Annotated in this window: 15 protein-coding genes and 2 pseudogenes; 8 read left to right on the plus strand and 9 right to left on the minus strand. The window is 59.9% G+C overall.

Annotation, left to right across the window (positions count from 1 at the left end; all coding sequences use genetic code 11):
• Positions 1-842 (plus strand): LysR family transcriptional regulator (locus KVT37_RS29745; RefSeq protein WP_217578595.1); only part of this gene is annotated, 842 nt, incomplete at its 5' end.
• A 121-nt stretch (positions 843-963) separates the two neighbouring features.
• Here KVT37_RS29745 and KVT37_RS29750 read toward each other — a convergent pair.
• Positions 964-1,155: pseudogene (locus KVT37_RS29750) on the minus strand (aminotransferase class III-fold pyridoxal phosphate-dependent enzyme); the annotation flags it as partial.
• Positions 1,156-1,252: 97 nt separating this feature from the next.
• Between KVT37_RS29750 and KVT37_RS29755 the strand changes: the two are divergent.
• Positions 1,253-2,113, plus strand: a complete 861-nt coding sequence (locus tag KVT37_RS29755; protein WP_217578596.1) for a LysR family transcriptional regulator — start codon at positions 1,253-1,255, stop codon at positions 2,111-2,113.
• Between the two features lie 77 nt (positions 2,114-2,190).
• Here the strand turns inward: KVT37_RS29755 and KVT37_RS29760 are convergent.
• A pseudogene (locus KVT37_RS29760) lies at positions 2,191-2,639 on the minus strand (integrase core domain-containing protein); the annotation flags it as partial.
• 129 nt (positions 2,640-2,768) lie between these two features.
• Between KVT37_RS29760 and KVT37_RS29765 the strand changes: the two are divergent.
• The 4 genes from KVT37_RS29765 to KVT37_RS29780 all read left to right on the plus strand — a co-directional run bounded on the left by KVT37_RS29765 (position 2,769) and on the right by KVT37_RS29780 (position 5,952).
• On the plus strand, positions 2,769-2,987 hold the full coding sequence (locus KVT37_RS29765) for a helix-turn-helix domain-containing protein (RefSeq protein ID WP_217578597.1): 219 nt from the start codon (positions 2,769-2,771) through the stop codon (positions 2,985-2,987).
• Between the two features lie 414 nt (positions 2,988-3,401).
• On the plus strand, positions 3,402-4,364 hold the full coding sequence (locus KVT37_RS29770; RefSeq protein ID WP_217578598.1) for a zincin-like metallopeptidase domain-containing protein: 963 nt from the start codon (positions 3,402-3,404) through the stop codon (positions 4,362-4,364).
• A 35-nt stretch (positions 4,365-4,399) separates the two neighbouring features.
• Positions 4,400-4,819: a DUF2958 domain-containing protein gene (locus KVT37_RS29775; RefSeq protein ID WP_217578599.1), complete on the plus strand. Its 420-nt coding sequence runs from the start codon at positions 4,400-4,402 to the stop codon at positions 4,817-4,819.
• A 77-nt stretch (positions 4,820-4,896) separates the two neighbouring features.
• The gene (locus KVT37_RS29780) at positions 4,897-5,952 is read left to right on the plus strand and encodes a ParB/RepB/Spo0J family partition protein (protein WP_254634346.1); all 1,056 of its coding nucleotides are present in this window, start codon (positions 4,897-4,899) and stop codon (positions 5,950-5,952) included.
• Here the strand turns inward: KVT37_RS29780 and KVT37_RS29785 are convergent.
• The 7 genes from KVT37_RS29785 to KVT37_RS29815 form a co-directional block, all read right to left on the minus strand.
• Positions 5,897-6,283, minus strand: a complete 387-nt coding sequence (locus KVT37_RS29785; RefSeq protein WP_254634347.1) for a hypothetical protein — start codon at positions 6,281-6,283, stop codon at positions 5,897-5,899. The genes KVT37_RS29780 and KVT37_RS29785 overlap by 56 nt on opposite strands.
• Before the next feature lie 270 nt (positions 6,284-6,553).
• Positions 6,554-8,308: a caspase family protein gene (locus KVT37_RS29790; RefSeq protein WP_217578600.1), complete on the minus strand. Its 1,755-nt coding sequence runs from the start codon at positions 8,306-8,308 to the stop codon at positions 6,554-6,556.
• Between the two features lie 456 nt (positions 8,309-8,764).
• Positions 8,765-10,093 (minus strand): hypothetical protein, encoded by a 1,329-nt coding sequence (locus tag KVT37_RS29795; RefSeq protein WP_217578601.1) that lies wholly within the window; start codon positions 10,091-10,093, stop codon positions 8,765-8,767.
• Between the two features lie 150 nt (positions 10,094-10,243).
• Positions 10,244-10,861: an AAA family ATPase gene (locus tag KVT37_RS29800; RefSeq protein WP_217578602.1), complete on the minus strand. Its 618-nt coding sequence runs from the start codon at positions 10,859-10,861 to the stop codon at positions 10,244-10,246.
• Entirely contained in the window at positions 10,839-11,072 is a 234-nt protein-coding gene (locus KVT37_RS29805; RefSeq protein WP_217578603.1) for a hypothetical protein, read from the minus strand. The genes KVT37_RS29800 and KVT37_RS29805 overlap by 23 nt, the downstream gene beginning before the upstream one ends.
• A gap of 37 nt (positions 11,073-11,109) precedes the next feature.
• Positions 11,110-11,502: a hypothetical protein gene (locus KVT37_RS29810; protein WP_217578604.1), complete on the minus strand. Its 393-nt coding sequence runs from the start codon at positions 11,500-11,502 to the stop codon at positions 11,110-11,112.
• Positions 11,499-11,927: an RNA polymerase sigma factor gene (locus KVT37_RS29815; RefSeq protein ID WP_217578605.1), complete on the minus strand. Its 429-nt coding sequence runs from the start codon at positions 11,925-11,927 to the stop codon at positions 11,499-11,501. The genes KVT37_RS29810 and KVT37_RS29815 overlap by 4 nt, the downstream gene beginning before the upstream one ends.
• Before the next feature lie 265 nt (positions 11,928-12,192).
• Between KVT37_RS29815 and KVT37_RS29820 the strand changes: the two genes are divergently transcribed.
• Positions 12,193-12,855, plus strand: a complete 663-nt coding sequence (locus tag KVT37_RS29820; RefSeq protein ID WP_217578606.1) for a multiubiquitin domain-containing protein — start codon at positions 12,193-12,195, stop codon at positions 12,853-12,855.
• 251 nt (positions 12,856-13,106) lie between these two features.
• Complete coding sequence (locus tag KVT37_RS29825) at positions 13,107-14,249, plus strand: ThiF family adenylyltransferase (protein WP_254634348.1); 1,143 nt, start codon at positions 13,107-13,109, stop codon at positions 14,247-14,249.
• Positions 14,250-14,286: the final 37 nt, after the last annotated feature.

Raw genomic sequence — 14,286 nt, forward strand, 5'->3', positions numbered from 1 at the left:
CACCTCTCGACCTCAGACTGCTGGCGACCTTCGTTCGCGCGGCGCATTCAGGGACGCTCAGCGCAACCGCCGCGCAGGTCGGGCTTACACAATCGGCGGTGACGATGCAGATACAGCGGCTCGAGGATGCGCTCGGCGGCCAGAGCCTGTTCCACCGAAGCGGCAGCGGCGTGCGCCTTACAGGCAGCGGCGAGCGCTTCCTTGCCTATGCCGAGCGCATCCTCAAAATCCACGATGAAGCGGTTTCGGCATTCTCCGGCAAAGGCCTGCAGGGCGCGATCATCTTCGGCAGCCCGGAATGCTATCTGAGCGCCTTCTTTCCCACGCTCCTGAGAAGCTTCGGGAGCCTCTATCCGGACATCGAGATCAAGGTCGTGTCGGCGCCGACGGTCGAGCTGCACAAACTGCTGCATGCGCGCCAGGTCGATCTGGCGCTGGTCTCCATCCCGGACGCGAGCGCCTCCAAGGAGGTAGTGCGCACGGAAGCGATGGTCTGGGTCGGCAGCAAGCCGACATTGGAGCTGCACGACTTCGGCGAGACCGTGCCTCTGGCCCTGCCGGCATCGAACGCCATGGACCACAAGACGGCCTGCGATGCCATGCTGCGCTACAAGATAGCATATGCCAGCAACAGCCTTACCGGGCTGATAGCGGTGGCGCGTTCCGGCCTTGCGATAAGCGTGATGACACAGAAAGCCGTTCCGGCGGATCTGTTCATCCTCAACGCACCGCTTCCGAGATTGTCCCGGCTTGGCATTGTGATCGCCTTTGCCGAAACAACGCGATCGCCAGCCGTCCAGGCGTTTGCCAGCCACATTCGGAGCGTCCTGCCGTCGCTGTAATCGATTTGCCGCCATCGCAACAGGGCGAGCAACGATCCAGCCATCGATTGACTCTCCCCAGAGGCAGCCAATCCCCGCTAGATGTTTAGTCCCGGCATTTGCTGGATTGGCCGTTGCCGCCGATCTTCGGATGAGCGTGGCCGAGCAGCGCGCTCATCTGGCCGGAGGTGAAGTCGAGTATGGCCCGGCCATCGGCGTCGTAGACGAACGACCCTTCGGCTCGCTCGATGATGGCGGGCTCGAACGAACCTCCATATCGGATGAGGTGCTTTCGCGCCGCCGACCAGAAGGCATTGTCCAGGTTTCTTGACATCTCGCAGCCTCGCCAAAAACGCAGGCCCGAAGATTAGCGGCTGGCGGCGCAGCAGTAAAAATGATAGAAGCCGGACTCCGATATCAATTGAACTGATATGCCTGCACCTCTCGACCTCAGACTGCTGGCGACCTTCGTTCGCGCGGCGCATTCAGGGACGCTCAGCGCAACCGCCGCGCAGCTCGGGCGTACACAATCGGCGGTGACGATGCAGATACAGCGGCTCGAGCATGCCCTCGGCGGCCAGAGCCTGTTCCACCGAAGCGGCAGCGGCGTGCGCCTCACCGGCAGCGGCGAGCGCTTCCTTGCTTATGCCGAGCGCATCCTCAAGATCCACGACGAGGCGGTTTCCGCTTTCTCCGGCAAGGGCCTGCAGGGTTCGATCATCTTCGGCAGCCCGGAGGACTATCTGAGCGCCTTCTTTCCGACGCTGTTGAGAAGTTTCGGGAGCCTCTATCCGGACATCGAGATCAAGGTTGTGTCGGCGCCCACTGTCGAGCTGCACAATCTGCTGCATGCGCGCCAGGTCGATCTGGCGCTCGTCTCCATTCCGGATGCGAATGCCTCCAAGGAGGTAGTGCGCACAGAAGCGATGGTCTGGGTCGGCAGCAAGCCGACATTGGAGCTGCACGAGTTGGGGGAGACCGTGCCGCTGGCCCTGCCGGCATCGAACGCCATGGACCACAAGGCGGCCTGCGACGCCATGGCCCGCGCCGGGCTGCGCTACAAGATATCCTATGCCAGCAACAGCCTCACCGGCCTGATAGCGGTGGCGCGCTCCGGCCTTGCGATAAGCGTGATGACGCAAAGGGCCGTCCCGGCGGATCTGTTCATCCTCAACGCACCTCTTCCGAGATTGTCCCGGCTTGGCATTGTGATCGCCTTTGCCGAAACAACGCGATCGCCAGCCGTCCAGGCGTTTGCCAGCCACATTCGGAGCGTCCTGCCGTCGCTGTAATCGATTTGCCGCCATCGCAACAGGGCGAGCAACGATCCAGCCATCGATTGACTCTCCCCAGAGGCAGCCAATCCCCGCTAGATGTTTAGTCCCGGCATCTGGTGGAGCGGGTTTAGCCTGAAGCGTTCGGGTTGGGTGGCCCACGCCTTGCAGACGAACTCGTAGGGTGTGAGACCTTTGAGGGTCTCAGCCTGCGGGCGAAGTTGTATGCCGTGACGAAGTCGGAGAGATGGCTGCGAAGCTGATCGTGGCTCTCGTAGTAAAAGCGCTTGACGGTGGCGTCCTTGATGGTGCGGTTCATCCGTTCGACCTGACCGTTTGTCCACGGATGCTTGCCCTTAGTGGTCCGGTGCTCGATGTCGTTGGTGGCGCAGGTGTATTCGAAGGCATGAGCCCAGAAGCGTTCGCCGTTGGCGATGGCCTCCTTGATCAGCGGCACGGCCGAGCCTCCTGCACCAGGCGTGGTGAACTGGATGCCATTGTCGGTGAGTACGGTATGGATCTTGTATGGGACGGCTGCGATCAGGGGATTTCGTCTTGAATGTTCATCTGGCCTGTATCGGTTTTGACGGGACGATGTTTTCAACGGCCTCACTATACCGAATAGGACGATCATTCCTAGAACGATAGTTCCCGTTCTGGTCGGTATCTTGCCATGGATCTCAAGGAGGTCATGGCGATCAACATGCGTCGTGTGCGCCACGACCAGAACCTGACGCAGGAGGAATTGGCAGCCCGCGCGGAGCTCAGCATGCGCTATGTAGGCTCGATTGAGCGCGGGCGCGCCTCCGCAAGCGTGTTGGTTTTGGGCCGGCTCGCAAAGGCACTGAATGTCGATCCACGCGAGTTGATCAGGCCGCCCCAGCGAAGCTGATTGCCAAGCTTAACCTCTTTGGCACATCAATAGTGTTGCCCTAGATGGCGCCTGCGCGCCTGATGGCGCGCACCGGGTGCTCGTGAACCGAGCCCGCTTTTCTTCGACGGGCTCAGGCGGTCTCGGCCATTCGGCTTCGCCCCCTGGCGCATGCAGCCCATGCGGGCTGTGACGGTCGCCGCCCTTTGGGCGGCGTTGTTTGTTGGCGAGGCCTTCCCGGCGACGCGGTGTGGGCGGCTCTCCCTTCTAGGCCCGCCGCGGCGGCCCGCAACCCTGCGCTTCGCTTCGGGTCCTCCACCTTGTTTCGGTCCTTCGGATGCTGGCCGCCTCTGACGGCGGGCCTTTCCGGTCGTTTTCGCCGCCCACCCCGCTTCCGGGGAGGGCGCGGCGAGAGTTGCGAGCGGAGATCAGATCATGCGTAAAACCGTCAGAAGTAGCGCCCGTGGCGAGGTTGGCGCGAAAAAGGGCGAACCGCTCAAGCGCAGCCTCTATTGCGAAATCACCGACCGCATTATCGCCGATCTGGAGCGCGGTTGTGTGCCTTGGGTCAAGCCTTGGGGGAGGGCGAGGGCCTCTCTTGGTCTGCCGAAGAACGCCGCCACAAGCCGCGCCTATTCCGGCATCAACATCCTGATCTTGTGGGGCGCTGTCATCGAGCGCTCCTACCCCGGCCAGAACTGGCTCACCTTCCGGCAGGCGCTTTCCCTTGGCGGCAATGTGAGGAAGGGCGAGCACGGCACGACCATCGTTCATGCCGACCGCTTCGTTCCCAAAAACGAAAAGGAACGCGCCAAGGCGGAAGACGCCGAGCCGCAGGCGGTACCCTTCCTCAAGCGCTTCACCGTCTTCAATGTGGCGCAGTGCGAAGGCTTGCCCGAGCACCTTTACAGCAATGCTGAACCGCTGCCCGAACGCGAGATTATCCCGCAGGCCGAAGCGCTCATGCACGCGAGCGGCGCTGATATTCGGATCGGCGGTGACCGCGCATTTTACTCGGCCGCCTGCGATTTCGTGCAACTGCCGCCGCAGCCGGCCTTTTTCGAGCAGGTCAATTACTACCGCACGGCTCTGCATGAGTTAGGCCACTGGACCGGGCACCCGGCACGGCTTGCCCGTGACTTCTCCGGCTCGTTCGGCTCCAAGACCTACGCGCGCGAGGAACTGGTCGCTGAGATCACCGCCGCGTTTACGTGCTCAGCCCTCGGCATCGAGCCGACCGTGCGTCATGCCGACTATATCGGCTCATGGCTCACCATGCTGCGCGAGGACAACCGCGCCATTTTTCGCGCCGCCAGCCTCGCCTCCAAAGCCGCCGATTTCCTGCTCGCCTTTCAGGCTGACGAGAAAGGCGGCGCGCAAGAAGGGATCGCGGCATGACCGCGCGCGATCCCATTCCGACAAGGAGCCATGCCATGATCCTGCTCACCGAAGACCTGCGCGCGCGGCTGCTCGCCAACGGAGCCGCCGAGATCGAAACCGACCATTTGCCGGTCGTCAAACTGTTCAATCCGGCAGGTGCCGCGACCTGGCTTCTGACCGAACTCGACGCGGACGGCGACACGCTGTTCGGCCTTTGCGATCTCGGCCTGGGCTTCCCGGAACTCGGCAGCGTCAGCCTCACCGAACTTCAAGCCCTCAAGGGGCCGCTTGGCCTCGGCATCGAGCGTGACCTCCTCTTCGAGGCGCGGTTTCCGCTCTCGGTCTATGCCGAAGCCGCGCGGGCTGCCGGCCATATCACAGAGGCCGAGCGGCTTTTGCGGCAGGCCGCCGCCGCTCTCGAAATCCAAACGCCAGAGCTTCCGCCCGACAGGGCGGAACGACCGCGCCAATAGGCGCAAAACCCGCCCGCCGCTCGGCCTTCGGCCTCGCGGAAAAGGGCAATTTCAACCCGTGCAAAAGGAGACGAACCATGCAGCTTGCTCACGTTTCAATCGATCATTTGAGTATCTCGGCGGCCAACATGCGCCATTCAAAACGCGCGCCCGATATCTCCGACATCCTGCCGTCCGTGCGGGCGCGCGGCGTGCTCGTGCCGCTTCTGGTGCGGCCCAACGGATCACCCGACAGCTTTGAGATCGTCGCCGGGCGGCGGCGCTATTTTGCAGCCCAGGCCGTCGCCGACGAGCGCGGCGAGGCCGAACCGCTGCCATGCGCCATCATGGAGGATGGCGACGACGCCGACGCGCTGGAAGCCTCGCTGATCGAGAACATCGCGCGTGACGATCCCGACGAGGTTTCGCAATGGGAGACCTTCACGCGCCTCATCAAGGAAGGGCGCGGCGTTGCCGATATTGCCCTCACCTTTGGCCTGACCGAGCATCAGGTGAAGCGCATTCTGGCGCTTGGCGATCTCTTGCCGAAGATACGCGAAGCCTATCGCCGCGAGGAGATCGACACCGAGACGGTGCGCCATCTCACCATGGCTTCGAAAGCGCAGCAGAAGGACTGGCTGGCGCTTTATGCCGATCCCGACAGCCGAGCGCCGCTCGGCTGGCAATTGAAGCAATGGCTGTTCGGCGGCCAATCGATCTCCACCAAGGTCGCACTCTTCGCCATCGAGGATTATGGCGGGCTGATCGTCTCCGATCTCTTTGGCGAGGACAGCTATTTTGCTGACGCCGACCTCTTCTGGCAAAAGCAGAACGAGGCCATAGCGGCGAAACGCACCGCCTATCTTGAGGCCGGTTGGGCCGAAGTCGTGGTGCTGGAACCGGGCCAGTATTTCCATTCATGGGACTACGAGAAGACACCGAAGAAGAAGCGCGGCAAGGTCGTCATCGCCGTCTCGCAGCGGGGCGAGGTCGAGTGTCACGAAGGCTATCTGTCATGCAAGGAGGCGCGCCGCGCCCGGTCAGACGTCGAGGAGGGCGGTGAGATCGAGGCACCGGCCAAGCCGTCACGACCCGAACTCAGCGGACCGATGCAGAACTATATCGATCTGCAGCGATTGCGCTACCGGCCATAAGCGTCTCGGCCATCGCAAGGGTAAGCACACGCATCACATCGTCGTCGGAAAGCGCAAGCAGCCGCGCGAAGACGGTGGCAAGCGCAAACTCATCACCGTGACCACCTGCGACACTGCCGTCCTCCTCCGGGTGCCCGAGCAGGGTCAAGACCTCGCGACGCTTCTCGGCAAAGGAGGTTTCGGCCTTGCATGCCGCAACGCTTGCGGCCACCGCTTCGCTGGCGGCACGTTGCGGCTCCAGCCGCACCTGCCAGAGCGCCGAACCGGCAATGGCGTGCGCCACCATCAGACGCAGCGCGATGCTCGGATGGCCGAGCAGCGCGGTGCGCACCGCTGCGTGGCGACGAGACGGTCGGCCTCAAGACCGAAGCCGCCAACATCGGCATGGTGTTCCAGAATGCCGGGGAAGGCCAATCGATTTGCGTCGCGGATCCTGATGCCGCGGCCGAAATTCCGAGTCGATGTGGCGGTCGGCATGGCCCCCGACATTTCGTCACGTCACGTCACAGCCGGCCGAGGGATTAGTTCCTCAAAAAAGTCGCTGTCGCCGCGCGATGCCGGCCGCTGCACGTGTCAGCCGTGTGGTGTCCGGGAGGCGAGCTTATTGAAACCGACCCGATAGGAACGACACAGTTCCATCGTAGGATAACACGACGAGCTCTCGGTCGGACAGGAACGTCAATCCGGCGACGTTCCCTGCAAATCCATTAGAAACCTCGATTTCCTGGATAATCTGACCATCCCTCGTATCCACCATCAGCACGGTGCTCTCATTGGTGCCGACCGCCAATATCGGCAAATTGAAAGCATGAGCACACGAGGTAAAGTCTACGCCCTTGACCCGTTCCTCGAGTGCGCTGATCGTCGTTTGTGGCAACTCATTCCGATTGAAAAGGTAGGTGTGGATTAGGCTGTCGCCGGCTATTTGTGACAGCATCGCGTAGATCCCGGAAGGCGTCGTTGGTCGATGGTTTTCGAGGATCCGCCTCGTACGGGCCCCAGAGATTTCTACCTCCGACAGCAAACTTTTTTGGCCTGCGCAATAGACGCTTTTCCGGTCAGGGGAGGGGGTCAGAGAGTTTATGTGGTCTCCCAAGGTCACGACTTCGGTCGCGACTGGTGCCAATTTCCGCAAATCGACTGAAACAATGCGACCATTCTCTCCGGCCAGCCACATGAGATCGTCGGTCAGGTATGCACAACAATATGTGTCGAACCCGGTGTCGATTTGATGTAACCAACGCAGATTGCCGCTCTCGTTTAAAAAGACGTGTGTTTTACCATTTCCATACAGCGCCAGACTCGTTCCATTCGGGGAGGTGGCGAGGCCATGACTTGGCTTTAACTTAGTCGCAACCATCAACCTGCCCCCGTCCGCGGCATCAAGGAGGTTACCGTTTGCGGTAGCGACAAGCAGATGCTTACCGGGTGTCGCCGCGCCGACAATTTGGTTTCTCCTTATGAAGCCCACCCGTTCCACCGTGGCCGCAGTCGCGTGCCATATGCTTTCGTTGTCGGCTCCCGCAAATATGCCTGAGCGGTTGTGGTCTGGGACGGACCAGCTTCCAAAGTTTTGCGTTTTCTGCCTTCGAGTACTATAGAATTTGGGGAGGTCGGAAAAAGAAAGGCTCTGTTCTAGGCTAGAGTAGGTCCAAGGTTGCTGTTGGCGCGCACTTCGGCGAACCACGTCCTGAGCAATTCGCCGGAAGCACTCGTCAACACCAAGACTGTGATCAAGGATGTGTTGGCAAAAGGCCTTGCAAAATTCGCTACCCGCGCCAGGAGGGCCGTCGCTTGCAGCGCTTGCGGAGCTGGTCGAATACACCAGCAGGGTATTTCGCCATTCGCGCTCGGAAGCGGCGTCCGCATCAAGTTGCTTAAGCAGGTCTTCGTCGTCCACTGAGGCGGGCCAATTTCGGCAAGCGTCTAAAATGACGACGCCGACATTGGCCGAACTTACAGCCCCTACCGCCTGGGCAAGACTGATCCCGTAAAGTCTTGCTGCCGGCGCGGATACGGGGAATGGAAAGTCACGCGGAAGAAAGTACCCCGTTCCGTTTCGTTCAATGGCATGACCGGCGAGGTAGACCAGCGCGATGTCGGCCTGTTTAGCGTCAGCTGCCAACGACCCAAGACATTCGGCAATCGTCGACTGATCCGCGTCTTCAACCAGAGTGGCTACGAAGCCCCGCCTTTCGAGAGCTGAAGCAGCTTTGCATGCGTCACTGACGGCGTTCGTCAGGGGTCTGTTGCTATAATCGCTTATTCCGATCACTACCGCAAGTCGACGCATTGGAACCGTATCAGCTTCCAGATTTACATGCCGCTTGTGGCGACCTCGGAAAAATCGAGCCATGCGAGCGATGCCTAATCAACATTGGCTGCATCGATTGCAAGACGGTCCAAAGAGAGCGTACCCGATTCCTATTTGCCGATCTCCAAATGACCCTCCAACATCGTCTTTCGCCAATCCACACCGGATCGTTGCGACCAGTCGGAATTTTCTGCGGAATCTGAGCAATTGATTCGAACGCATCGTCAGGTGATGAGATGCCGGCAGCCTGCAATGGTATGAGAGAAAGTCTATTTGCGGCCGCGCTTTGCCCGCGGATGGCCAGCATTGCCGGCTTGCACCGGCCGGGTTTTGGCGGGCCGTTTCACGGGTTCCGCTCCGTAGCGCTTGCTGAGCGCTTCTCCTATTTCCGTGAGCGAGGCCTCGATCGACTCGGCGGTGAGATTTTCGATTGAGTCGTCAAAGTACCGGTTGGTAAGCTTGTACCGACCGAGTGTTCCGGCTGGACTGGCTGCCGGCCTACTCCTCTTCATCAGATTCCTCCCGTCTGTGCTTCCCAAACCGTCGCCACATGTATCGCGGATTAAGCTCGGCTTTGAAATGATGCTTTCGCTTAATCCATACGAAGCCCTCGGCGCGAGTGATCAACGCCACATCGATCGGACCACCAACAGTTCCCGCGTCGTCCGAAGCCTTTCGTTCAATCGCCGTGATACTAACTAGCGCTTCGGCCAGCTCAATCAAATCCTGCTTTGGCATCAGGGCAATGGTTTCCTTGAACTTGCGCTCAAATTCCGTGCGAAGGTTGGCTGCGAATTTGCTCTCGAACTGCGATGCTATCAGGTCACCGAGCAGTCCACCCATGTCGCTGGGAGGGATCTCCGACCCGTCCGATCGCGAGATTTTCAACTTCAGGCGCGTAAAGTTCCGCTCCAGGCTTCCTGATACATTTTCCTTGATGAAAGCCCGAGCGCCATCAATGAAACGATTGTCCGTACCCTTGAGCAGGCGGTCGACCACATCGGTCTGTGCAAAAGATATCGCCGTACCAGTGTCCTCGCCACGCGAAATCGTGACGTCATGAGAGGCTCGATAGCGGAGCCGGCCAGCGATAAACCCGTCTATGTCGACAGCGTAGAGTGAGGGAAAAAGATCTTTGCCGCCGAAGCCCGCGACGATGAGCCCGGTAGCCGTCAGACGGTCAAGATCACTGAGCAGTCTCTGTGCGATGACATTGGCGAAAAACTCCCGCTGATCGGCGTTGGCGTCGAACGGGATTCGTTGCGTTTCAAGTTCGGCCACGATTGAACGGACGGTTGGAAGGATGGCGTCTACGGTGATGCCGGCGAGACTTTCAAGCAGTGGGTTTTGCGCCAAGGCCTGCACACGTTCGGCCATGATGGTTGTATAAAGTCCCCGCAGGACGTCATGAATGTTCTGTTCGCCGTCCTCCGCGGCCACAGCCTCCAGTCTGTCTCGGACAATGGCGGTGATGGAGTCCAGTTCCTCTTCGATCATACCATCCTGCCATCGACGCACATCACCAGACTTGACAGTCGGATGGCCAGCCAGAAAATTGAGGAACCGCTCCATCCACTGTTTGATTGTCAGGGTTGCCGCGCCGTCCGGAGGGGTGCACCTGAACTCCTTCGCTATTATCTCCCAGGGCACTCCCAGGAAATCCATGCTGCCATTCACCATCAAAGCTACAGGGTAGCGCTCGCTCAACTCGAAGAGCTTGTCCCCTGTATTGAAGACCTTGTCGGCTCCGTAACCAGGAATCGTCACAGCGCTGTCTGCAGCCAGCGCGACGCCCAGTCGATTGATTACAGCGATTTCGGTGGTCATCAGCCATTCACTTCGATTGATTGTAGGTTACATCAGTCGCCGGCCTTGAAGTCTTGCCGCGGAGTATTGTCCGCTAGACGCGCGAGCCTTGATCGGCGTCAAAAAAATTGAAAGATCAGTAAGGGATTGCGAAGAAATTTCCCAGGAATGTTATGTTGCTGCGATTGACCGGATAGCTGAAAGTATCACTTCAGGCGCCTCCGGGTCGAGCACAATCTCTCCCGTCTTCAATTTCTCAGCCACAAGTTTAGGCCTGGCGGTAGAGTTGTCGTACACATAAGCAAGATCCGCCTGCTCCATAAACCACGGAAGCTGCTCAAGCGAACGGGAAAATCTGGCGACGACCCTGTCCAGTGGAACCGTGTGACCTCCACGGGCGACCCGCAGGCGGACACGCTCTACGTTGAGTTCGGGTGATCTCAACACGATGTATATCAGGCGAAACTCGAAACCCAGTCTCTTTGCAGCCCTCACAAGCGGCCGATATTTGGCTGTCGACAACACAGTCTCGACGCCCACGGTCTGATGCGTGCGCAAAGAGGCTCTCAACCAGACCATTATCCTTTTGACCGCTTGGAGATTGGCCTGTTCCAGCGGCAATCCTTCGCTGCTCATGATACGCTCAGTCAAAAGATCCGGGTTAATGATCCAGACCGAGCGACCGAAATCCTCAATAAGTGTCGAATCGTAGAACGTGCTTTTACCCGAGCCATTCGGGCCGGCGACCATCCACAGCCGGGGCTGATTAGCCCTTGTCGTCGTCGCCATTCCCATGCCCGGCCATCAGCTTGTTCTCGCGACGCGCGCGAGCAACGGATCTCGCGAATGACTCAAGGAGATCTTCGCTGAATGAAGCGCTTTCCGGGTTCGCGAGCCCTGCCTTGACCCGTTTGCCCTGAGCGCTCACAACTTGTCTTGAATCGAGCTTTCGCCGGGTCTTGCTCAAGCGGCCTATTGGCTTCTCTATGATCTTAATCATTTTAACCTCAAAAGCACTTTGAAGGGTTCGTGCGAGCCTAGTCCTCCTGTCCGCCCTCCGGTGGAAGGAAGCCCCGTCTGGCGGACCTCTCCAGAATTGAGGCAATCTCATCATCACTGAGAGCGTCCACCTCGGATACGCCGGCTATCTTTCTCACGCGCGAGTCGGCAACGAGAAGCTGACGCAATGTCGCGCGATGCGTGGATGGTCGACCGACATAGGCTCCGGGTCGCGGCTGCTGTCGCCTAGACGTCGCCTTGCTACGCGTCGCGCGCAAGGTGGCTTCCGCCACGGCCTTTGCCTGGCTTGCCAGGGACCTGAGCTCTACGGAACTGAGTATGTCATGATCGCGCGAGGCAATGATGTCGCCCTCTATCTCCGCCAATATCGCGTCAAGCGGGTCCACGGCTGTGAATCTGACGTCGCTCATCCAAGCGTCTCCGGTGTTGCGCGGGTGATCAGTCTTCGCAGTCGGCGACGAGCGCTGTTGTATTCGGTGACGCTGAGTCCCACACGGGCCTGAATATCCGTCGGATCCAGTCCCTCGCCGAGGCCCGCGACGATGCCCGACAGAACACGGTCGTCACCTACCAGCCGTTCCAACTGCTCGACCAGACCGCGCGCGATAGCGCTTCGCTCGGGGTCTGGGTCGTCGGAGGCGATCGTCTCGGCGAAGCCTTCGTCGTTCGCTGGCTGGGTATTGCGCCGATCAAGCGTTCGCCGCCGCCAGTGTTCGCTGGCAATGCTCCTCATCACTCCGCGCAGAAAAGTAGCGAATGGGACATCGACCGGCCAGCGACGGGTTCCATCCAGCGAGCGCTGTATCGCGTCATGCAGGATGTCGCGCCATTCCACCCCTGGCAATCCCCGAGCGCGGAGTTGAGCGATTCGCCCAAGACGAGCAAAATCCGCCTCCCCCAGAGCTGCGAGAGCGATCGCAACCTCCTCGGGGGAACCATACTCATCTAGCGAACGGGCGTTTGTCGCTTCCATGGTTCCCTATGCTGACCCCTCCCGGGGTTTCGGACAATCGATCATGAAAAAATTTCACGCACTGCTTTTGTCCGCGTCTGTCCGGTTCAGCAGCACTAGGACACGTCGGCAACAACAGGAGGTCACTATGGATGAGGACCAGAAGGGTCACAAGAAAGAAACCTATAAGGTACAGATCGACAAGCAGAAGCTTGAAATAGACAATCCGACGCCCACCGCGCGCGAGCTGCTCACGCTCGCGGGAAGGGTCCCGGTTGAACATTTCGCGCTTTACCTCAAGGACAAGGGCCAGCCCAAGCGCCTCGAACTGGACGAGCGTGTGGATCTGCGCGAGCCTGGCGTTGAGAAATTCGTGACGCTGCCGCTCGATCAGACAGAGGGCCTCGGCGCGGGTAGGCGCCAGTTCTCGCTTCCGCAAGAGGATGAAGAGTGGCTGGAGAGCCTGGGCCTGATCTACGAGCTGGTAGCCGAAGGCGGCACGGCGCGCGTCATCATCTACGGATGGGCGCTGCCTGTGGGCTACAAGGTGGAGAAGGTCGACGTAAACGTCCGAATTGATCCCGGCTATCCGGATGCGCAGATTGACATGGTCTATTTCAGCCCGGCCCTGGTGAGAAGGGACGGGCGAGCGATCGCCGCTACAAGCGATGACAGCTTTGACGGAAAGGTGTGGCAGCGCTGGAGCAGGCATCGGACCTCGGTCAATCCGTGGCGTCCGGGCCTGGACAGCCTGTCGACGCATTTCGCCCTGATTGACGACTGGCTCGCGCGTGAACTGCGCAAAGGATGATGACGATGCGGGTCTCGCTTACGCTGAACGACAGCCAGCACGCGCGCCTGAGAGAACATCTCTTTCCCGGTGACGGTCTCGAGGCGGCTGCCCTGCTCCTGTGCGGCAGGGCTATGGACCAGGGGCGACATCGCCTTATTGTGAGTGAGGTCCACCTGATTTCACATGATAGATGCGACCGGGCCCCGGATCGCGTTACCTGGCCTACTGATATGCTCCCGGACTTGCTCACTCGGGCGTCCAGGCGAGGCATGTCGCTGATCAAGATCCATGGCCATATCGGCTATGACCGCTTCTCGGAGATTGATGACGCCTCGGATCGTGAGCTGTTTGCAAGTGTGCATGCCTGGGCGGATGGGCTGCATGGAAGCGCAGTCATGCTGGACGGCGACCGTGTGTTCGGCCGCCTAGTAAGCGAGCATGGGGTCTTTTCCCCATTCGCATCCGTGAATGTTGTTGGAGACGATCTTCGCTTCTGGCCGCACCAGTATGGCCATGGACCGGTTCCGGACCATGCAAGAAGGATCGCCCAGAGTTTCGGGGCCGGGACCTATGAGATTCTGCGCCGTCTTCGTATCGGCGTGGTCGGCTGCTCGGGCACGGGCAGCGTCGTTGTAGACCAGCTTGCGAGAAATTGTGTCGGCGAACTCGTCCTGGTTGATCCTGATCATGTGGAGGACAAGAATCTCAATCGCATTGTAAACAGTCGAAAAGAGGATGCCCAGCAGCGCCGCCTAAAGGTTGATCTCATGGCGGAGGCCGTCGAGGAGCTTGGGCTGGGGACCTTGGTCAGCATTTACGCGTCCTCACTTGCCTCCGCCAATGCCATTCGCGCGATCGCATCCTGCGACGTCGTCTTTGGATGCATGGATTCTGTCGATGGCCGCCATATGCTCAATCGGCTCGCCACATTCTATGGACTGGCCTACTTCGATCTCGGCGTGAAGCTGGAGGCCGATGGCGAAGGAGGGGTCGATCAGGTCTGCGGCACGGTCCACTACTTGAAGCCCGGGGGATCCAGCCTCTACAGCCGGCATGTATACTCGATGGAGCAGGTTCGGGCGGCAGGGTTGATGAGAACAGATCCGGCCACCTATCGCGAGTTGCGCCGCGAGGGCTACATCAAGGGCGTCGCTGAGGACAGACCTGCCGTCATCCAGCTTAACAGCCTAATCGCGTCAATGGCCGTCAATGAGTTGCTGGCAAGGCTCCACCCGTTCCGACTCGACCCCAACGGGGAATATGCGGTTCACACCATCAGTCTCAGCCACGGGATCTATGACCATCATTGCGACGGTGAGCCGTGCGAGCTGCTCAGCAGACACGTCGGCCGGGGCGATGTGCGCCCCCTTCTCGACATGCCTGAGCTCAGCGTCGAGGCCGCGGCGGCATGACCTTGTTTGGCCGCATCTGGCAATTCATTGATCGCCT

Origin of the sequence: Mesorhizobium sp. GbtcB19, from assembly GCF_019091085.1 — a bacterium.
In the GTDB taxonomy this organism is placed as follows: Bacteria; Pseudomonadota; Alphaproteobacteria; order Rhizobiales; family Rhizobiaceae; genus Mesorhizobium.

Bases quoted from the DNA above. Each gene is read 5' to 3' on its own strand.
- KVT37_RS29755 (WP_217578596.1), top strand. From the start codon at position 1,253: ATGCCTGCACCTCTCGACCTCAGACTGCTGGCGACCTTCGTTCGCGCG.
- KVT37_RS29765 (WP_217578597.1), top strand. From the start codon at position 2,769: ATGGATCTCAAGGAGGTCATGGCGATCAACATGCGTCGTGTGCGCCAC.
- KVT37_RS29770 (WP_217578598.1), top strand. From the start codon at position 3,402: ATGCGTAAAACCGTCAGAAGTAGCGCCCGTGGCGAGGTTGGCGCGAAA.
- KVT37_RS29775 (WP_217578599.1), top strand. From the start codon at position 4,400: ATGATCCTGCTCACCGAAGACCTGCGCGCGCGGCTGCTCGCCAACGGA.
- KVT37_RS29780 (WP_254634346.1), top strand. From the start codon at position 4,897: ATGCAGCTTGCTCACGTTTCAATCGATCATTTGAGTATCTCGGCGGCC.
- KVT37_RS29790 (WP_217578600.1), bottom strand. From the start codon at position 8,308: ATGGCTCGATTTTTCCGAGGTCGCCACAAGCGGCATGTAAATCTGGAA.
- KVT37_RS29795 (WP_217578601.1), bottom strand. From the start codon at position 10,093: ATGACCACCGAAATCGCTGTAATCAATCGACTGGGCGTCGCGCTGGCT.
- KVT37_RS29800 (WP_217578602.1), bottom strand. From the start codon at position 10,861: ATGGCGACGACGACAAGGGCTAATCAGCCCCGGCTGTGGATGGTCGCC.
- KVT37_RS29805 (WP_217578603.1), bottom strand. From the start codon at position 11,072: ATGATTAAGATCATAGAGAAGCCAATAGGCCGCTTGAGCAAGACCCGG.
- KVT37_RS29810 (WP_217578604.1), bottom strand. From the start codon at position 11,502: ATGAGCGACGTCAGATTCACAGCCGTGGACCCGCTTGACGCGATATTG.
- KVT37_RS29820 (WP_217578606.1), top strand. From the start codon at position 12,193: ATGGATGAGGACCAGAAGGGTCACAAGAAAGAAACCTATAAGGTACAG.
- KVT37_RS29825 (WP_254634348.1), top strand. From the start codon at position 13,107: ATGTCGCTGATCAAGATCCATGGCCATATCGGCTATGACCGCTTCTCG.